Origin of the sequence: Staphylococcus sp. HMSC068G11 (assembly GCF_001815825.1) — a bacterium.
Taxonomy (GTDB): domain Bacteria; phylum Bacillota; class Bacilli; order Staphylococcales; family Staphylococcaceae; genus Staphylococcus; species Staphylococcus epidermidis.
This window is the reverse complement of record NZ_KV822098.1, coordinates 243,630-264,366: the sequence shown is the minus strand read 5'-3', so window position 1 is coordinate 264,366 and position 20,737 is coordinate 243,630. Positions and strand designations below refer to the sequence as shown.

At 34.0% G+C, this 20,737-nt stretch carries 16 protein-coding genes and 1 pseudogene; 15 read left to right on the top strand and 2 right to left on the bottom strand.

Going from position 1 to position 20,737, the window contains the following annotated elements; all coding sequences use genetic code 11:
• The first annotated feature begins 50 nt into the window (after positions 1 to 50).
• Positions 51 to 605, top strand: a complete 555-nt coding sequence (locus tag HMPREF3058_RS09410; RefSeq protein WP_001830128.1) for a YceD family protein — start codon at positions 51 to 53, stop codon at positions 603 to 605.
• 77 nt (positions 606 to 682) lie between these two features.
• Positions 683 to 856: a 50S ribosomal protein L32 gene (rpmF, locus tag HMPREF3058_RS09405; RefSeq protein ID WP_001830121.1), complete on the top strand. Its 174-nt coding sequence runs from the start codon at positions 683 to 685 to the stop codon at positions 854 to 856.
• 483 nt (positions 857 to 1,339) lie between these two features.
• On the opposite strand, the gene HMPREF3058_RS09400 is transcribed toward rpmF, so the two are convergent.
• On the bottom strand, positions 1,340 to 3,403 hold the full coding sequence (locus tag HMPREF3058_RS09400; RefSeq protein ID WP_070731380.1) for a YSIRK-type signal peptide-containing protein: 2,064 nt from the start codon (positions 3,401 to 3,403) through the stop codon (positions 1,340 to 1,342).
• A 338-nt stretch (positions 3,404 to 3,741) separates the two neighbouring features.
• Between HMPREF3058_RS09400 and HMPREF3058_RS09395 the strand changes: the two genes are divergently transcribed.
• The 3 genes from HMPREF3058_RS09395 (at position 3,742) to pheT (ending at position 8,310) form a co-directional block, all read left to right on the top strand.
• Complete coding sequence (locus HMPREF3058_RS09395; protein ID WP_002446203.1) at positions 3,742 to 4,482, top strand: TrmH family RNA methyltransferase; 741 nt, start codon at positions 3,742 to 3,744, stop codon at positions 4,480 to 4,482.
• A 367-nt stretch (positions 4,483 to 4,849) separates the two neighbouring features.
• A complete protein-coding gene (gene pheS, locus HMPREF3058_RS09390) occupies positions 4,850 to 5,908 on the top strand; it encodes a phenylalanine--tRNA ligase subunit alpha (protein ID WP_002446204.1) in 1,059 nt (352 codons plus the stop codon).
• Positions 5,908 to 8,310: a phenylalanine--tRNA ligase subunit beta gene (gene pheT, locus HMPREF3058_RS09385; RefSeq protein WP_002446205.1), complete on the top strand. Its 2,403-nt coding sequence runs from the start codon at positions 5,908 to 5,910 to the stop codon at positions 8,308 to 8,310. The genes pheS and pheT overlap by 1 nt, the downstream gene beginning before the upstream one ends.
• A gap of 51 nt (positions 8,311 to 8,361) precedes the next feature.
• On the opposite strand, the gene rnhC is transcribed toward pheT, so the two are convergent.
• The gene (gene rnhC / locus HMPREF3058_RS09380) at positions 8,362 to 9,288 is read right to left on the bottom strand and encodes a ribonuclease HIII (protein WP_002446206.1); all 927 of its coding nucleotides are present in this window, start codon (positions 9,286 to 9,288) and stop codon (positions 8,362 to 8,364) included.
• A 258-nt stretch (positions 9,289 to 9,546) separates the two neighbouring features.
• On the opposite strand from rnhC, the gene zapA reads away from it, so the two are divergent.
• The 10 genes and pseudogenes from zapA (at position 9,547) to sdhB (ending at position 20,674) form a co-directional block, all read left to right on the top strand.
• Complete coding sequence (gene zapA / locus HMPREF3058_RS09375; protein ID WP_001830081.1) at positions 9,547 to 9,813, top strand: cell division protein ZapA; 267 nt, start codon at positions 9,547 to 9,549, stop codon at positions 9,811 to 9,813.
• The gene (locus HMPREF3058_RS09370; protein ID WP_002446207.1) at positions 9,814 to 10,335 is read left to right on the top strand and encodes a CvpA family protein; all 522 of its coding nucleotides are present in this window, start codon (positions 9,814 to 9,816) and stop codon (positions 10,333 to 10,335) included. It abuts the gene before it with no gap.
• 74 nt (positions 10,336 to 10,409) lie between these two features.
• Complete coding sequence (gene polX / locus HMPREF3058_RS09365) at positions 10,410 to 12,119, top strand: DNA polymerase/3'-5' exonuclease PolX (RefSeq protein ID WP_002486265.1); 1,710 nt, start codon at positions 10,410 to 10,412, stop codon at positions 12,117 to 12,119.
• A gap of 9 nt (positions 12,120 to 12,128) precedes the next feature.
• Positions 12,129 to 14,477: an endonuclease MutS2 gene (locus HMPREF3058_RS09360; protein ID WP_002499347.1), complete on the top strand. Its 2,349-nt coding sequence runs from the start codon at positions 12,129 to 12,131 to the stop codon at positions 14,475 to 14,477.
• Positions 14,478 to 14,735: 258 nt separating this feature from the next.
• Entirely contained in the window at positions 14,736 to 15,050 is a 315-nt protein-coding gene (gene trxA / locus HMPREF3058_RS09355; protein ID WP_001830148.1) for a thioredoxin, read from the top strand.
• 97 nt (positions 15,051 to 15,147) lie between these two features.
• Complete coding sequence (uvrC, locus tag HMPREF3058_RS09350) at positions 15,148 to 16,932, top strand: excinuclease ABC subunit UvrC (protein ID WP_002486269.1); 1,785 nt, start codon at positions 15,148 to 15,150, stop codon at positions 16,930 to 16,932.
• Between the two features lie 31 nt (positions 16,933 to 16,963).
• Positions 16,964 to 17,157 (top strand): annotated as a pseudogene (locus HMPREF3058_RS12455) (hypothetical protein).
• Between the two features lie 140 nt (positions 17,158 to 17,297).
• Positions 17,298 to 17,912, top strand: coding sequence for a succinate dehydrogenase cytochrome b558 subunit (locus tag HMPREF3058_RS09345; RefSeq protein ID WP_002457415.1), 615 nt, complete (start codon positions 17,298 to 17,300; stop codon positions 17,910 to 17,912).
• 153 nt (positions 17,913 to 18,065) lie between these two features.
• A complete protein-coding gene (gene sdhA / locus HMPREF3058_RS09340; RefSeq protein WP_002446213.1) occupies positions 18,066 to 19,832 on the top strand; it encodes a succinate dehydrogenase flavoprotein subunit in 1,767 nt (588 codons plus the stop codon).
• The gene (sdhB, locus tag HMPREF3058_RS09335; RefSeq protein WP_002446214.1) at positions 19,832 to 20,674 is read left to right on the top strand and encodes a succinate dehydrogenase iron-sulfur subunit; all 843 of its coding nucleotides are present in this window, start codon (positions 19,832 to 19,834) and stop codon (positions 20,672 to 20,674) included. The genes sdhA and sdhB overlap by 1 nt, the downstream gene beginning before the upstream one ends.
• Positions 20,675 to 20,737: the final 63 nt, after the last annotated feature.

Genomic DNA, 20,737 nt, shown 5'->3' with positions numbered 1-20,737 from the left:
TTTGTTTAGAAAGTTAAAATAAATTTTGTGCTTGTTAGAGGTGAAGCCATATGAAATGGTCAATAACACAATTGAGAAAATATCAAGGTAAGCCATTTGAATTTAATCAAACGGTTAATTTTGAGCATTTAAGAGAATCATTAGATTTAATTGATCTTTCAGATATCAATGTTGAAGGACAGTTGACAGTCAAATCAAATGAAGTGATTGCAGATATGCATGTTACTGGAACTTACACAATGCCTTGTGCTCGTACTTTAGTACCAGTTGATGTGCCTCTTGATGTATCTACTTCAGAAGTATTTGATTTGGAAGGCTATGATGGTTATACCGATAGTGACGATCAAGAAGATGAACATTATCATCTTGTAACTGACGGTATGATTAATATTAAAGACATTGCTGAAGAGCTTGTAATTATTGAAAAACCTATGCGTGCCTATTCTGAACATAGTGATCAAATGTTAACTGAAGGCAATGGTTGGGAAGTCATTGATGAAGATCAATTGACTGAAGTTCAAAAAGAGCAAGATAGTGATTCTGAACAAAGAAAAGTTGATCCAAGGCTTCAAAAATTACAACAATTATACGATAAAGATCAATAGCAGTTGAATTAATGATATAATAATTATTAATTGAGCTGACATTTTGAATTAAGTGTCTATTCTAAGGAGGATTAATCATGGCAGTACCAAAAAGAAGAACGTCTAAAACAAGAAAAAATAAACGCCGTACGCATTTTAAAATTTCAGTACCTGGTATGACTGAATGCCCTAACTGTGGCGAATACAAATTATCTCACCGCGTATGTAAAAACTGTGGTTCATACAATGGTGAAGAAGTAGTTTCTAAATAATATAACACAAGAAATAAATCCAACAATCTCGTGTGAGATTGTTGGATTTTTTGTTTTGAACTAGAGTAGCTAGAATAATTTATTTATAGGAATTTAGTACAATAATAAAGTATTTATCATGTCTTACCAATACACTTCATATCTATATTTAAGGAATCTCTTTTTTAAGGATATATAAATAATAAAATCAAACTAATTTAAATATGCCTCTTATATTTATAGAAATTTAGTTGATTTTAAAACAGAGTATTGATTTATGTGTGACCGAATGTAAAAAATACTTAACAATTGAATAGAGCAATTTAATACTCTATATTGTGAATCATCAACGTTGTCACCGAGTGTGTTCTCTTTTTATCTTATTCAGTTTCTTCGTCTTTTGTAGTTATTCAATATTTAATATTGCGATAAATTAATTTTTTAAGAAATTAAAATAACGAGTAAATCGATATTGCGATTTACTCGTTATAAAGATGTTAAGTATTATTTAGATTCTTTTCTTTGTCGTCTTAATAATAGAAGTGAAGATATTAAAGCGATAGAACCAAATACTGTAGTTGTATAATCATATTCATTACTTAGTCCTGTTTCAGGTAATTCAGTACCATTTTTAACATCTGTTTTTGTTTCATCATCATTAGTATTTACTTTAGCATCTTTATCTGCATTGCCTGTATTGCCTTTATTACCTGCATTGCCTTTATTACCTGCATTGCCTTGTTGCGTATTTTGATCACCAGTGGCACCTTGTGTACCAGTTGCTGTTTGATTGTTATTAGGTTTTACTTGAGTACCTTGACCTGTTTGATCAGCGTCTTGACCAGTAGTTGGGTTATTATTTTGATCTGGATTTGGTTTTACTTCAGTATCTTGAGTTGGAGCAGAGCCAGGTTTAACCGTAGCGCCTAACTGAGCACTTTGATTAGGGTTAGAACCCTCTTGCCCAGTATTACCTTGTTCAGCATTTTGATTGTTTTGTTCAGTATTGCCTTGTTGCGTATTTTGATCACCAGTGGCACCTTGTGTACCAGTTGCTGTTTGATTGTTATTAGGTTTTACTTGAGTACCTTGACCTGTTTGATCAGCGTCTTGACCAGTAGTTGGGTTATTATTTTGATCTGGATTAGGTTTTACTTCAGCGTCTTGATTTGGAGCAGAGCCAGGTTTAACCGTCGCACCAGCTTGATCAGTTGTTCCAGGCGCTGATGGTTCAGCATTTTGATTGTTTTGTTCAGTATTACCTTGTTGCGTATTTTGATCACCAGTGGCACCTTGTGTACCAGTTGCTGTTTGATTGTTATTAGGTTTTACTTGAGTACCTTGACCTGTTTGATCAGCGTCTTGACCAGTAGTTGGGTTATTATTTTGATCTGGATTAGGTTTCACTTGAGTGCCTTGATTAGTATTCCCAGGTGCAGTTGTACCAGGTTCAGTCACAGCTGGATTGTTTTCTTCAGGTTTCGGGGACACTTCTCCAGGTTTAGTAGCTCCGTTAATCTCGTCATTACCTTGTCCTGGTGTTACTGTTGCATTAGGTTGACCAGTTTGTTCTTCATTAGCATTTGGAGTACCAGTCACAGCTGGGTTATTATTAGGCTTTACTTGCGTACCATTATTAGGTGTGTTCTCAGTATTACCTGTTTGACCACTTGGTTTTTGATTTCCAGTTTCACCAGTTGTTGCTGTAGTACCTTGGTTACTTGTAGGTTTAATTTGTGTACCTTGATCGTCTGCTGTGTTTGGCTTACCGGTAGGCGTAGAATCTCCAGACGGTTTTACTTGTCCAGCTTGTGTTGCTGTAGTACCTCCTGATTGTGGTGAAGGTTGAGCGTGATTTTCATCAGCAGTATTAGGCACTGGCGCAGTTTCTGTATCGGCACCTTCAGGTTTCGTTGCAGCAGGTTTACCACCAGCTTGTTCACCAGTAGTTACAGCAGGTTGGCCTTCTGTATTATGAGTACCAGCATCAGCTTGAGGTGTATCATGACCTTGACTAGAAGCATCATTACTAGGTTGAGCTACTGAAGTACCTTGAGGTCCATTGGGTTGCGCGGCATCTTGACCAGTCGTTGACGTAGCTGGTTTACCACCATTTTGTTCCCCACTAGTACCAGCTGCAGTTACTGCATTATCTTGATTATGATTTTCACCACCAGCTTGTGGTGTATTCTCAGCACCAGGAGTACCAGCACCAGCTTGAGGTGCATTATTTTCTTGATCAGCCGGAAGTGTAACTGCAGCATTTTGGTCACCAGCATGATTTTCATTTGGTGCATCTTGACCTGTAGCACCAGGTTGACTTGCTGTATTGTGCGTATCCGCGCCTGCTTGTGGTCCTTCTTGTCCTTGATCTGCTCTAGCAGGCTGTCCACCTGTGTCAACTGTACCAGTAGTTACTCTTTCGAATTCTTCAGCATGAGCTTGTGTTTGTCCGAAAAATAAGAATGATCCTACGATAATCGAAGCAGTGCCCACTGTGAATTTTCTAATTGCGTAATGATTTTTTCTAGTAGGGAAATCTTTTGAAAATTTACTAGATTTTTTCATAATGTAATCTCTCCTTTGAATGTAGTTGTCTCAGTTGCGTTTGAGATTTTTGAAACTAGATTGAAATAAATCTATCTAAGTTTGTATTAGATGTCAATATATTAACATATTTTTCTAACTTCAAACAACTATATAAAATAATTATTGAATATTTTTTCTGTTTTCAAAACAATCATCATACGTGTTAAAATTAAAATCGCTTAAATGAAAGAACTACAAAATTGATTGATTTTCAAGGGACATATCAATTTTAAAGAATACATTATTATTGACTTTGAAAATGATACATATTCACTTACAATAGAATTATAAACTTTTGAAGATGGAGACATATTTTAATGGAACAAATTACTTCTGCTCAAAATAGTAAAATAAAAAATGCGAATAAATTAAAAAAGAAACGTGAAAGAGATAAAACAGGTCTTGCTTTAATAGAGGGGATTCATCTCATAGAAGAAGCTTATCAAAGTCAAATTGAAGTAATACAATTGTTTATCGTTGATCCCGATAGAATGTCATCTTCAATAGTTGATTATGCGAAAGAAGTGTATCAAATTAATCTAAAAGTTGCTGAAGCACTTTCTGGAACTGTTACACCGCAAGGTTTCTTTGCCATTATAAAAAAACCAACTTATGATAAGACACAAGCCAAACAAGTGTTATTAATTGACCGTATTCAAGATCCTGGTAATCTAGGAACTTTAATTAGGACAGCTGATGCTGCTGGATTAGATTTGATAGTTATGGAGAAGGGGACGGCTGACCCTTTTCAAGATAAGGTGATACGTGCTAGTCAAGGAAGTATTTTTCATATACCAGTCATTTTTGATGACATCTATAATTATATTCATCAATTTAATGGTCCAGTGTATGGTACGGCACTTGAAAACGCAGTGAGCTTCAATGATGTTGAAGCACAAGCCAATTTTGCGCTTGTATTAGGTAATGAAGGAGAGGGTGTCAACCCAGATTTATTAAAAGAAACAACGCAAAATCTTACTATTCCTATTTATGGCAAAGCTGAGAGTTTAAATGTAGCTATTGCTGGAAGTATCTTAATGTATCAGCTGAAAGGTTGACCTTTGATGTTATCATCGACTATAATAATGAATGAAATTTCAAAATTACTATCGCTTTAACATATTAATAATAACCTATAAAAAGACATAAATTATTTAGAAAGTTGAAAAGGGAGAATGATCGAGACTGAAAGTCATTCCAACTTGTAATAATTTTTTCATCTTTTTGGTAACTTAAAGAAATTTAAGTCGGAATAGTCATTCCGTTATCAATAGATTTACAAGTGTATGCGCATGCATAAATTTGGGTGGTACCACGGAAAGCTTTCGTCCCTTTTGAACAGGGGATGAAAGCTTTTTTGTTATTAACAAGTGGCGGTATTGATTTGTAAATAATTGAAGGGACTATATAAGGAGGAATTCAGTCATGACTCAAAATGATCTAATGTCTGAGTTGAAGCAACAAGCTTTAGTTGATATTAATGAAGCAAATGATGCGCAAGCGTTACAAGAAGTAAAGGTGAAATATTTAGGTAAAAAAGGTTCTGTTAGCGCCTTAATGAAAAATATGAAAGATTTACCTAATGAAGAAAAACCAGCGTACGGTCAAAAGGTAAATGAATTAAGACAAACTATTCAGAGTGAATTAGATGAAAGACAAAAGCTAATCAAAGAAGAGAAATTAAATCAACAGCTTTCTGAAGAAACAATTGATGTCACATTGCCAAGTCGTCATATTGAAATAGGATCAAAGCATCCTTTAACACGTACAGTTGAAGAGATTGAAGACTTGTTCTTAGGGTTAGGTTATGAAATTGTTGATGGTTATGAAGTTGAACAAGATTACTATAATTTTGAAGCTTTAAATTTACCTAAATCGCATCCAGCACGTGATATGCAAGATAGCTTTTATATCACAGAAGAAATTTTAATGCGTACACATACTTCACCAGTACAAGCACGTACTATGGAAAAACGTAAAGGACAAGGACCAGTCAAAATTATTTGTCCTGGTAAAGTTTATCGACGTGACTCAGATGATGCAACGCATAGCCACCAATTTACACAAATTGAAGGTTTAGTAGTTGATAAAAATATTAAAATGAGCGATTTAAAAGGGACTTTAGAGTTAGTTGCCAAAAAATTATTCGGTGCAGATCGTGAGATTCGTTTACGCCCAAGTTATTTCCCGTTTACTGAACCATCAGTTGAAGTAGATGTATCATGTTTCAAATGTAAAGGACAGGGTTGTAATGTTTGTAAACACACAGGTTGGATTGAAATTTTAGGAGCAGGCATGGTTCACCCAAATGTATTAGAAATGGCCGGATTCGATTCTAAGGAATATTCTGGCTTCGCATTTGGTATGGGACCAGATCGAATTGCAATGTTAAAGTATGGTATTGAAGATATTCGTCACTTTTATACCAATGATGTCCGTTTCTTAGATCAATTTAAAGCTGTAGAAGATAGAGGTGAACAATAATGTTAATTTCAAACGAATGGCTAAAAGATTATGTGAATGTTGACCAGTCAGTTCAAGCGTTAGCAGAGAGAATTACAAGAACTGGAATTGAAGTCGATGATATTATTGACTATACAAAAGATATAAAAAAATTAGTAGTTGGACATGTCTTGTCGAAGACGCCACATCCCAATGCTGATAAATTAAATATTTGTCAAGTAGACTTAGGTGAAGAAGAACCAGTTCAAATTGTTTGTGGTGCACCAAATGTAGATGAAGGGCAACATGTGATTGTTGCTAAAGTTGGTGGTCGTTTACCTGGTGGAGTTAAAATTAAACGTGCCAAATTACGTGGCGAACGCTCTGAAGGTATGATTTGCTCATTACAAGAAATAGGTATTTCAAGTCATGTAACTCCTAAAAATTATGAATCAGGTATATATGTATTTCCAGAAGCAGTAAAACCTGGAACAGATGCGCTAGAAGCACTATATCTTAATGACCAAGTGATGGAATTTGATTTAACACCTAATCGTGCTGATGCATTAAGTATGATAGGTACTGCGTATGAAGTCGCAGCTTTATATCAAACTAAAATGAATAAACCTCAGTTAACAAGCAATGAAAGTCAAGAGTCTGCTAAAGATGAACTAACAATAGAAGTTAAAAACGAAGATAAAGTACCTTACTATAGTGCACGTGTTGTTCATGACGTGACTATTGGTCCTTCTCCAGTATGGATGCAGTTCCGATTAATTAAAGCGGGAATACGTCCAATTAATAATGTGGTAGATATTTCCAATTATGTACTTTTAGAATATGGCCAACCTCTACACATGTTTGATCAAGAGCAAATTGGTTCGCAATCTATTGAAGTTAGACAGGCTAAAAAAGATGAGACAATGAGAACTTTAGATGGTGAAGAACGTCGATTGTTAGATACTGACATTGTCATTACAAATGGGAAAGACCCTATAGCATTAGGAGGTGTTATGGGAGGAGATTTCTCTGAAGTCACTGAACAAACACGACATGTTGTAGTAGAAGGGGCTATCTTTGATCCTGTATCTATTCGACATACATCACGCCGTTTAAATTTAAGAAGCGAATCATCGAGTCGATTTGAAAAGGGGATTGCAACTGAATTCGTCGATGAAGCTGTAGACAGAGCTTGTTATTTACTTGAAACATATGCTTCAGCAACAGTTTTAAAAGATCGAATTTCATATGGAGATTTAGGATCATTTGTGACTCCAATAAAAATCACTGCTGACAAAGTTAACCGTACAATTGGTTTTAATTTAACTGATGAAGAAATCATTGATATTTTTGAGCAATTAGGATTTAAAACTGAAAATAAAAATGGTGACATTATCGTGAATGTTCCATCAAGACGTAAAGATATTTCTATTAAAGAAGATTTAATAGAAGAAGTAGCGCGTATATATGGATACGATGACATACCATCAACGCTACCTGTATTTAAAGATGTTACAAGTGGAGAACTAACAGATCGACAGTTTAAAACGCGTACTGTTAAAGAAACACTTGAGGGCGCTGGGCTAGACCAAGCTATTACTTATTCATTGGTATCAAAAAATCATGCTACAGATTTTGCATTACAAAATCGTTCTACAATTGAATTACTTATGCCTATGAGTGAAGCACATTCCACATTACGTCAAAGTTTATTGCCGCATTTAATTGATGCAGTATCATACAATGTTGCTCGTAAAAATACAAATGTTAAGTTATATGAAATCGGACGTGTCTTCTTTGGTAACGGTGAAGGTGAGTTACCAGATGAAGTAGAATACTTGAGCGGTATATTAACTGGAGACTTTGTTAATAACAAATGGCAAGGCAAGAAAGAGCCCGTTGATTTCTATTTAACTAAGGGTATTGTTGAACGTGTTGCTGAAAAGCTTAATCTTCAATTCGATTTTAGAGCTGGTCAAATAGATGGGTTACATCCAGGAAGAACAGCAATTGTGTCACTTAATGGTAAAGATATTGGCTTCATAGGTGAGCTACACCCTACGTTGGCTGCTAACAATGATTTAAAGCGCACGTATGTATTTGAACTTAATTATGATGCAATGATGGAAGTTTCTGTAGGATATATTAATTATGAGCCTATACCTAGATTTCCAGGTGTAACACGTGATATTGCATTAGAAGTTAATCATGAAGTTACTTCTTCTGAATTGTTATCCATTATTCATGAGAATGGTGAAGATATTTTAAATGATACACTCGTATTTGATGTATACGAGGGTGAACATTTAGAAAAAGGGAAAAAATCTATTGCAATTAGACTTAGTTATCTAGATACAGAAAACACACTTACCGATGAACGTGTAAATGCTGTGCATGATAAAATTTTAGAAGCACTTAAAAAGCATGGTGCTATTATTAGATAATTATCATAAAGGACTTACGCATTAGTAATAAATACTAGTGCGTAAGTCCTTTTATTTATTGTATTTTTGATTTATTAGATGAATTGCTTTATCTCTGTTTTTAAAATGTTTTTTTGAAATAGTATCAAGTTGTTGAATATCATATTTTTGAATGACTTTAGCGGCAATTAAATCTACTTTATTACTTGCGCCTTTTGGGATTTCCATATGTAGTTTTTTAGAGATGTGGTCCATGTGTTTAACAAATGCATAGCGAGAAATAATGCTTGCTGTCGCGATTGCTAGTGATTTAGACTCACCTTTTGTTTCAAATTTTGTTTTGTCAGGAAAAGGTAATGCTGATAATGCGTAATGTTGATAAACTTCTCGTTTTGCAAATTGATCAATAACAATATAATCCAGTTGATCTTGCTCAATTTTTTGAATCACATTTTTGATAGCCTCATTATGTAAGACAGCTTTCATTTTAACTTGAGACCATCCTAGACTTTGTCGTTCGTTATACTTAACATTATCTAATGTTAATAAAGAATGCGGGATAAAGGTAATGAGCTGTTCTGCAAGATCGACGATTTTAGTATCGTTTAGTTTTTTTGAATCATCTACACCAAGTTCTTTTAAGATTTTGATATGTGATTGGCTCACATAAGCTGCACACACAGTCAATGGACCAAAATAGTCGCCACTGCCTGCTTCATCGCTACCAATACAATGAAAATGATTATATTGAATACTAGTTGTATTTGATGATGTATGTTTGCCAGTTGTTGATTGCTTATCTGGTAGCAATTGACTCGCTACTTGCTCAGCATTCTTACCTTGAAACATTACTTTGCCAGAACTATAGATATTGATAACAGTATTTTGATATCTCGTACGAGCTTTCATACCTTGAGGCAACTTCGTCGTCTCAAAAGTAGTTTGAGCCATCAATGATTGAATTTCTTTTGACGTGAGTTTGTATACTACATTTCCCATTAATTGAATCCTCTCTTTTTTGTACTCTTTTATATTTTATCAAATTTTAATATTGAAGATAGTCTTAAATGATATTGTTGAATATGTCATCTGTATTATCTTTTAATAACAGACGTTTACATTGGTATTTACACTCATGTATAATATTTGATGATAAGTAAAATTATGTAAAATACTACAATTTACAATTTAATAAATTGGAATTTGAATAATTGTTTAAGTTAAAATCATTTTAATCCAAGGTCAGGAGAAATTAGTATGGGTGAATTTAAAAATAGAATAAATGTTACGATTAATGATCAACATTTCACAATCATTGGCGAAGATAGCCCTGAACATATTCGTTATGTAGCACATCTTGTTGATGAAAAAATGCAAGAATTAGGTCAAAAATCAGCAGGTTTAGATACAACTCGAAAAGCGATTTTAACATCTGTGAATATTATGCATGAGAAAGTTATTTTAGAAGAAGAGAACAGACGATTACAGCAAGAAATAAATCAATTAAAACAAAGAGATGAATAAATGCTCATTGATATAGTTGTTCTTATTATTATTTGTTACTTTATAGTGATAGGGTTTCGTAGAGGTATTTGGTTATCGATATTGCATTTTGCTTCTTCAATTGTATCTTTATTTATTGCGTCACAATATTATCAATCTATTGCGCAACGTTTAGTTGTTTTTGTGCCATTTCCTAAAACAGTGGCGTTTGATATGGTCTATACTATACCTTATGATCATTTGCAATACAGATTTGAAAAAGTGATAGCATTTATTATAATATTTGGTATGTGTAAGCTTATTTTGTATCTAGTTGTTGTTACATTTGATAATATAATAACGTATAAAAAGATACATTTAGTAAGTCGGATATCGAGTGTCGTTTTGAGTATCATAGCGGTTTTTATATATTTACAAATTGGACTTTATTTATTATCGCTATATCCGCATTCATTTATACAGTACCAATTATCTCAATCGCTATTAAGTCGAGTTGTGATTGAACAAATTCCTTATTTATCACAATTTATTTTAAATTTATAAAGTAATGACATGAGGTCAGGACAAGTTCGAACGTTAATGTTATGTCCTGGTCTTCTTTTTATGGAGTGATATTGATGACAAAAAAAGATGTAATTCAATTATTAGAAAAAATAGCTATATATATGGAGCTAAAAGGAGAAAATACATTTAAAGTTTCAGCCTATAGAAAAGCTGCACAAAGTTTAGAGGTTGATGAGCGTACATTAGAAGAGATTGATGATGTAAAAGAACTTAAAGGCATTGGAAAAGGCGTAGGAGAAGTTATTAATGAATTTAAAACAAAAGGTCAATCATCGACTCTTCAAGCACTTCAAGATGAAGTACCTGAAGGGTTAGTGCCACTGTTGAAAATACAGGGATTAGGCAGTAAAAAAATAGCAAAACTATATCAAGAACTTCAAATTACTGATAAAGAAACACTTCAAAAAGCCTGTGAAGAAGGTAAAGTCAGTGCTTTAAACGGTTTTGCAAAAAAGACAGAGCAAAACATTTTAGAAGCAGTGAAGGCGATAGGTGCTAAAAAGGATCGTTATCCTATAGAGCTAATGAGAGGTCTCAACCAAGAAATTGTAAAATTTATTGAACAGCTAGAAGGAGTTAAACAATATTCAACTGCTGGTAGTTTTAGAAGATATAAGGAAATGAGTAAAGATTTAGATTTCATAATTAGTACATCAGAGCCTAAAAAAGTTCAACAACAATTACTCCGTATTCCGAATAAAGTCAAAGATGTTGCTGTTGGGGATACTAAAATTTCTCTGGAATTAGCTTATGATGATGAGACGATTGGTGTTGATTTTAGATTGATAGAACCTGCTGCTTTTTACCATACTTTACAACACTTCACCGGTTCGAAGGATCATAATATTAGAATAAGACAATTAGCAAAAGCACGTGACGAAAAGGTTAGTGAGTATGGTATCGAACAACAAGATGGTAAGCTATTACAATTACAAAGTGAAGAAGCGATCTATCATCATTTTGGTGTAGATTGGATTGCGCCTGCCATGCGTGAAGACGGTAGTGAGTTTGATAAAGATCTGAGTCAAATCATTCAATTAGGTGACATCAATGGAGATTTGCATATGCACACAACATATAGTGATGGTGCCTTTTCGATTAAAGAAATGATTGAGGCAAATATTGCAAAAGGTTATGAATTTATGGTCATTACAGATCACTCACAAAGTTTAAAAGTAGCTCATGGATTACAAGTCGACCGTCTGCTAAGACAAAATGAAGAAATAAAGCAATTAAATGAAGAGTATAAGGAAATAGATATATATTCAGGAACAGAAATGGACATTCTACCTGATGGAACATTAGATTACGATGACGAAGTATTGGCACAGCTTGATTATGTTATCGCAGCTATTCATCAAAGCTTTAATCAATCTGAAGACGAAATCATGAAACGTTTGGAAACAGCATGTAGAAATCCATATGTGCGTCACATTGCTCATCCAACCGGTCGTATTATTGGACGTAGAAAAGGTTATAAAGCTAATATTGAAAAGTTAATGAATTTAGCCGAAGAAACAAATACAATTTTAGAGATTAACGCAAATCCACATCGTTTAGATTTAAATGCAGAAATCGTTCGTAAATATCCAAAGGTTAAGTTAACAATTAATACGGATGCTCATCATACAAATCATCTTGATTTCATGAAATATGGTGTTGCTACTGCACAAAAAGGATTTGTCAATAAAGAGAGGGTCATTAATACAATGACGAAGGAAGCCTTTCGCTCATTTGTTGAAACGAATAAATATAAGAAATAGAGGGATTGCATGAGACAAAAAACATTAGATGTCTTGGAATTTGAAAAGATTAAATCATTTGTGGCAGATGAAACTATAAGTGATCTAGGTCGTGAAAAAGTACAAGAGATGGCTCCCGCTAGTAATTTTGATACAGTAGAATTTCAAATGAATGAAACAGACGAAATTTCACAAATCTATAACAAGCATCGATTACCAAGTTTAAGTGGTCTAGCAAAAGTGTCTCCACTTGTTCATAGGGCCAGCATAGGAGGCGTTTTAAATGTGGCAGAATTAAACAGAATTAAACGCCTAGTTCAAGTGCAAAATCAATTTAAAACATTTTACAATCAAATGCTAGAAGAAGATGAAGAGGTTAAATATCCTATACTGCATGATAAAATGAATCATCTACCGATACTTACAGATTTATTTAAAGAAATTAATGAAAAATGTGATGCACACGATTTATTTGACCATGCAAGTTATACTTTACAAAGTATTAGAAGTAAAATTTCAAGAACAAACCAACGAATTCGTCAAAATTTAGATAGAATAGTGAAAAATCAAGGGAATCAAAAAAAACTATCTGATGCAATTGTAACAGTAAGAAATGATCGCAATGTTATTCCGGTGAAAGCTGAATATAGACAAGATTTCAATGGTATTGTTCATGATCAATCGGCATCAGGACAAACACTATATATTGAACCGAATTCTGTTGTAGAGATGAATAATCAAATCAGTCGTTTGCGTAATGATGAAGCAGTTGAACGTGAACGTATATTGACTGAATTGACGGGATTTGTTTCGGCGGAAGCTGACGCATTACTCATTGCTGAATCGGTTATGGGTCAAATTGATTTTTTAATTGCTAAAGCTCGTTATGCGCGCACTATAAAAGGGACAAAACCTACATTTAAAGAGGATCGAACTATATATTTACCTAATGCATTTCACCCTTTATTAGACAAAGATACTGTTGTAGCAAATACAATTGAATTTATTGACGATGTAGAAACAGTCATAATTACTGGACCAAACACGGGTGGTAAGACGGTTACTTTAAAAACACTAGGATTGATAATTGTCATGGCACAATCAGGATTGTTAATTCCTACACTGGATGGAAGTCAATTAAGTATCTTTGAAAATGTATATTGTGATATTGGAGATGAACAATCTATAGAACAATCATTATCAACATTTTCATCTCACATGAAAAATATAGTAGAAATATTACAAGATGCAGATCAAAATAGTCTCATTTTATTTGATGAACTAGGCGCAGGTACAGATCCAAGTGAAGGTGCGGCACTCGCAATGAGTATCTTAGATTATGTACGCCGTTTAGGGTCTTTAGTTATGGCAACAACACATTACCCTGAATTAAAAGCTTATAGTTATAATCGTGAAGGTGTCATGAATGCAAGCGTTGAATTTGACGTTGAAACACTGAGCCCGACTTATAAATTATTAATGGGTGTTCCAGGGAGATCTAATGCCTTTGATATATCGAAAAAACTTGGTCTAAGTCTCAACATCATTAATAAAGCTAAGACAATGATAGGGACAGACGAGCAAGAGATCAATGCCATGATTGAATCATTAGAACAAAATTCAAAACGTGTTGATCAACAACGTATAGAATTAGATCGACTTGTGAGGGAAGCACAGCAAACCCACGATGCTTTGTCTAAACAATACCAACAGTATCAAAATTATGAGACATCATTGATGGATGAAGCTAAAGAAAAAGCTAATCAGCGTGTGAAATCTGCGACTAAAGAAGCGGACGAAATTCTTAAAGAACTTAGAAATCTAAGAGATCATAAGGGCGCTGAGGTAAAAGAACATGAATTAATTGATAAAAAGAAACAACTTGATGATCAATATGAGGTAAAATCAATTAAGCAACATGTTCAAAAGAAAAAGTATGATACGATTCATACTGGAGATGAAGTGAAAGTTCTATCTTACGGTCAAAAAGGTGAAGTGCTTGAACTTGTAGGTGACGAAGAAGCAGTTGTACAAATGGGAATCATTAAAATGAAATTACCTATTGAAGATTTAGAAAAAACGAAAAAGAAAAAAGAAAAACCTACAAAAATGGTAACAAGACAAAATAGACAAACTATTAAAACAGAACTAGATTTAAGAGGATATCGTTACGAAGAAGCTTTAAATGAATTAGATCAATATCTTGATCAGGCGGTTTTAAGCAATTACGAACAAGTTTATATTATTCATGGTAAAGGTACGGGGGCACTTCAAAAAGGTGTTCAACAACATTTGAAAAAACATAAAAGCGTTAGACAATTTAGGGGAGGTATGCCTAGTGAAGGTGGATTTGGTGTCACTGTGGCAGAACTCAAGTAACCTTTAGATATGAGTAATGTGACTATATCTGAATAATTAAATGAACGATTTTATAGAACTCAGTATTAAAAATATTTAATAACAGTGCTTAACTTAAAGTATAAAGTTTAACGAAAGGACAAGGGCGCACATTACCATAATAACTAATGTGTTAAGTCGCTCTAAACTCGCTATGTTTGTTAAGAGCATCTATAATGCAAAGGTGATTAATCTCTGTTATAATTTGTTCATCATTGAAAATTAAGGAGGATTGGCATTATGGCAATCGTAAAAGTAACTGATTCTGATTTTGATAGCAAAATTGAATCTGGTGTTAAATTAGTTGATTTCTGGGCGACTTGGTGTGGACCTTGTAAAATGATTGCACCAGTTTTAGAAGAACTAGCAGGAGACTATGATGGTAAAGCTGACATCTTAAAATTAGATGTTGATGAAAACCCATCAACTGCAGCGAAATATGAAGTAATGAGTATCCCAACTTTAATTGTATTTAAAGATGGCGAACCAGTTGATAAAGTTGTAGGTTTCCAACCTAAAGAAAACTTAGCAGAAGTATTAGATAAACATCTATAAGATTAACATAAATAAAGACTGGGGCATTACATTGAGTAATTGCTCCAGCTTTATTTTGTTTTCATTAATTAATTTGATAATGGAAAGGAGGAGCCCTTTGGAGGAATATCAAAAGAAAATAAAAGAAAAATTAAACGTAGTCCCTTTAGAGCCGGGTTGTTACTTAATGAAAGATAGAAATGATCAGGTTATATATGTGGGGAAGGCAAAACGTTTAAGAAATCGTCTACGTTCTTATTTTACGGGCGCACATGATGCTAAAACAACCCGTTTAGTTGGAGAAATACGTAACTTTGAATTTATCGTGACATCAAGTGAGACAGAATCGCTACTGCTAGAGCTTAATCTTATAAAACAGTATCAACCCCGATATAATATTTTATTAAAAGATGATAAAAGTTATCCTTTTATTAAAATTACCAAAGAAAAGCACCCACGATTACTTGTTACTCGTACTGTAAAAAAGAATTCAGGTAAATACTTTGGTCCATATCCTAATGCGTATTCTGCACAAGAAACAAAGAAATTACTTGATCGTATCTATCCATTTAGAAAATGCGATAATATGCCAGATAAGCTGTGTCTTTATTACCATATTGGACAATGCATGGGACCGTGTGTCTATGATGTTGATTTAGAGAAGTATGCTCAAATGACAAAAGAAATTACGGACTTTCTAAATGGGGAAGATAAAACAATTTTGAATCATTTAGAAGAACGCATGAATAAAGCGAGTGAACAGTTAGATTTTGAACAAGCAAAAGAATATAGGGATATGATTCAACACATTCACAATTTAACTAAAAAACAAAAGATTATGTCTTCGGATAATACAATTAGAGATGTTTTTGGTTATAGTGTTTCTAAAGGCTGGATGTGTGTTCAAGTCTTCTTCGTTAGACAAGGTAATATGATTAAACGTGATGCTACAATGATACCAATACAACAAACAGAGGAAGAAGAATTTTATACTTTTATAGGTCAATTTTATAGTTTAAATCAGCATCTAATACCTAAAGAAGTTCATGTACCTAAAAATCTTGATAAGGATATCATTCAGTCGGTGGTAGATACTAAGATTGTTCAACCAGTACGAGGAGCTAAAAAAGACATGATTAATTTAGCGAATCACAATGCTGAAGTGCAACTCGATAATAAATTTGAATTAATTGCTAGAGATGAGTCAAGAACCATCAAAGCAATTGAAGAACTAGGAGAGCGTATGGGTATCCAAACACCAATAAGAATTGAAGCTTTTGATAATTCAAATATTCAAGGTGTTGATCCAGTTTCAGCAATGGTTACATTTGTAGATGGCAAACCTCATAAAAAAGATTATCGAAAATATAAGATTAAAACAGTGGAAGGACCTGATGATTATAAATCTATGAGAGAGGTCGTTCGTAGACGCTATACTCGTGTACTTAACGAAGGGCTACCTCTACCAGATTTAATAATAGTTGATGGTGGGAAAGGTCATATGAATGGTGTGATGGATGTACTCGAAAATGAGCTTGGGCTAGATATACCAGTTGCTGGTTTACAAAAAAATGATAAACACCAAACATCTGAACTACTTTATGGAGCAAGTGCTGAAATAGTACCTTTAAAAAAGAATAGTCAAGCATTTTATCTATTACACCGCATACAAGATGAGGTTCATCGATTTGCAATTACATTCCACCGACAAACACGTCAAAAAACAGGTCTGAAATCTGTTCTTGATGACATTGATGGTATTGGAACTAAGAGAAAAACTTCATTATTACGTACGTTTGGATCGATTAAGAAAATGAAAGAAGCGTCTTTTGATGAATTAAGACAAGCAGGATTGCCTGAAAAGGTTGCTAAAAACCTTCAAAACGCGTTACAAAACAAATAATTATTAAAAAGTGGGCATGAGAATCATTCTCATGCCCAAAAATTGTGAAATTAATGTTACAATGTACGTATCAAAAGCTAATTTTTTTAAAGTTGTATGGAAGCGTTTTCTAAATGAGAAAAGTTATCACTTCATGTTAATTGTCACAACTAATAGATTTCCAAATCTTTAAACTTACTGCTCAATGACTGGCTTTTTACTTTTTTAAGTCCTACTTGTGTATAGGTCGATATTAATTATAAAGACAAGTACTAAATAAAAAAGTAAATCAACGCTGGTCTTTTATGTAAAACTTTAGGGCATTTTGCATACAAGTTTCTAAGAATTAGCAATTTAAATTATAAGTTTCGCAGGGGGGACTCTTTTTGGCTCAATCAAAGAATGAATTTTACCTTAGAAGATTACATTCGTTATTAGGGGTTATTCCGATAGGTGCATTTTTAATTGTACACTTAATGGTAAACCATCAAGCAACGCAAGGTGCTGAAGCTTTTAATAGAGCGTCAGGATTTATGGAATCTTTACCATTCCTTATTGTGATGGAATTTATACTTATTTATATACCATTGTTATACCATGGTTTGTTCGGTTTACACATCGCTTTCACTGCTAAGGAGAACATCGGACATTACTCATTATTTAGAAACTGGATGTTTTTCTTCCAACGTGTAAGTGGTATTTTAGCATTTATTTTTATTGCAATGCACTTATGGCAAACACGTTTGCAGAAAGCTTTTTATGGTAAATCTGTGGACTATAATCTAATGCATGAAACATTACAACATCCGTTATGGGCAATCTTTTACATTATTTGTGTCATTGCTGTTGTTTTCCATTTTGCTAATGGTTTATGGTCATTTTGTGTAACATGGGGCTTTTTACAATCTAAAAAATCACAACGTGTTTTTACTTGGATTTCACTCATAGTATTTTTAGTGATTTCTTATATTGGTGTTGCAGCTGTTATTGCGTTTATATAAGTATACGAATTTTCATTTTGAAATAAGTGAGTATAGATAAATTTACTACTAAGAAATTATGAAACGTTAAAGATTAACTGTTTAGTAGTTAGTTTATATCTGAAAATTAAAAGTAGGGCTTGAGATTTAAATATTCAGGGGAGTGACATTTCTATGGCAGAGAAAAAAATTATTGTTGTCGGTGGAGGACTAGCCGGTCTGATGTCAACAATTAAAGCGGCAGAACAAGGTGCACATGTAGATTTATTTTCCATTGTACCGGTAAAGCGTTCGCACTCTGTTTGTGCACAAGGTGGCATAAATGGTGCTGTTAATACTAAAGGTGAGGGAGATTCACCGTGGATTCACTTTGATGATACTGTTTATGGTGGAGACTTCCTGGCCAATCAACCACCAGTCAAAGCAATGGCTGATGCTGCACCTAAAATCATCCATCTGTTAGATCGCATGGGGGTTATGTTTAACAGAACGAAAGAAGGTTTATTAGACTTTAGACGTTTTGGCGGTACACTACATCATAGAACAGCATTTGCTGGCGCAACGACAGGTCAACAGTTACTCTATGCATTAGATGAGCAAGTTCGTTCATTTGAGGTGGATGGTTTAGTAACTAAATACGAAGGATGGGAATTTCTAGGTATTGTTAAAGACGAAGAAGATGCTGCAAGAGGTATTGTCGCTCAAAATATGACAACATCAGAAATTCAATCATTCGGTTCAGACGCTGTTATCATGGCAACAGGTGGTCCTGGTATTATCTTTGGTAAAACGACGAACTCAATGATTAATACAGGTTCAGCGGCGTCCATCGTTTATCAGCAAGGTGCGATTTATGCAAATGGTGAATTCATTCAAATACATCCGACTGCGATTCCAGGTGATGACAAATTACGTCTTATGAGTGAATCAGCTCGTGGTGAAGGTGGCCGTATTTGGACGTATAAAGATGGTAAACCTTGGTACTTCTTAGAAGAAAAATATCCAGACTATGGTAACTTGGTTCCACGTGATATAGCGACACGTGAAATTTTCGATGTTTGTATTAACCAAAAGTTAGGCATCAATGGAGAAAACATGGTATACCTTGATTTATCTCATAAAGATCCACACGAATTAGATGTTAAATTAGGTGGTATTATTGAAATTTATGAAAAATTCACAGGTGATGATCCACGTAAAGTTCCAATGAAGATTTTCCCAGCAGTACATTATTCAATGGGTGGTTTATACGTAGATTATGATCAAATGACTAATATTAAAGGGTTATTTGCAGCTGGAGAATGCGATTTCTCACAACATGGTGGTAACCGTTTAGGTGCTAATTCTTTACTTTCAGCTATTTATGGAGGTACAGTAGCAGGTCCTAACGCTATCAAATATGTTGAAAATGTTGAAAAATCGTATACAGATCTAGATGACAGTATTTTCGAAGCTCGTGTTAAAGAAGAGAAAGAAAAATTTGATCATTTATTAAATATGCGTGGTACTGAAAATGCTTATAAACTTCACCGTGAATTAGGTGAAATTATGACAGCTAACGTAACTGTGGTTCGTGAAAATGAAAAGTTACTTGAAACAGATAAAAAAATTCAAGAACTTATGAAACGTTATGAAGATATTGATATGGAAGATACGCAAACATGGAGCAACCAAGCAGTATTCTTCACACGACAATTATGGAATATGTTGGTTCTTGCTCGTGTGATTACGATTGGTGCGTATAATCGTAACGAATCTAGAGGTGCACATTATAAACCTGAATTCCCAGAACGTAATGATGAAGAATGGTTAAAAACAACCATGGCTCGTTATAAAGGTAGAAGTGAAAAGCCAGAATTTACTTATGAGCCAGTAGATGTAAGTTTAATTCCACCTCGTAAGCGTGACTACACAAGTAAGTCTAAAGGAGGTAATAAATAATGGCTGATCAATCATTAAAAGAAACTCCAAAAACTCAAAGTAATCCACAAACTCAAGTACAAGGTCAAAATCAACAACCAAAACAAAAAACAGTAAAATTGATAATTAAACGTCAAGATAATAGCGAATCAAAACCTTATGAAGAATCATTTGAAATTCCTTATAAGGAAAATTTAAACGTAATCGCATGTTTGATGGAAATCAGACGAAATCCAGTCAACTCTAAAGGTGAAAAAACGACACCAGTCACATGGGATATGAATTGCCTCGAAGAAGTATGTGGCGCTTGTTCAATGGTAATCAACGGCCGTGCACGACAATCATGTTCAGCTATTGTTGATCAATTAGAACAACCTATTCGTCTTGAACCTATGAGTACTTTCCCTGTCATTCGAGATTTACAAGTTGATCGCTCAAGAATGTTCGATAACTTAAAACGAATGAAAGCATGGATTCCTATTGATGGAACATATGACTTAGGACCTGGACCACGTATGCCAGAAAAAAAACGTCAAACTGCATATGAGTTGTCTAAATGTATGACTTGTGGTGTATGTTTAGAAGTATGTCCAAATGTCACAAAAAACAATAAATTTGTTGGTGCACAAGCTATTTCTCAAGTACGTTTGTTCGATTTACATCCAACAGGTTCTATGACTAAAGATGAGCGTTTAGATGCATTGATGAGTGCAGGTGGACTGCAAGAATGTGGTAATTCTCAAAACTGTGTGAATGCATGTCCTAAAGGTATACCATTGACAACGTCAATTGCCGCAATGAATAGAGAAACCTCTTTCCATATGTTTAAATCATTCTTTGGTTCAGACCATCAAGTAGATTAATATAGCTTATAGTGACCAAGGCAACTTCGCCTTGGTCATTTTTTGCTGATTGTAGAATAAATA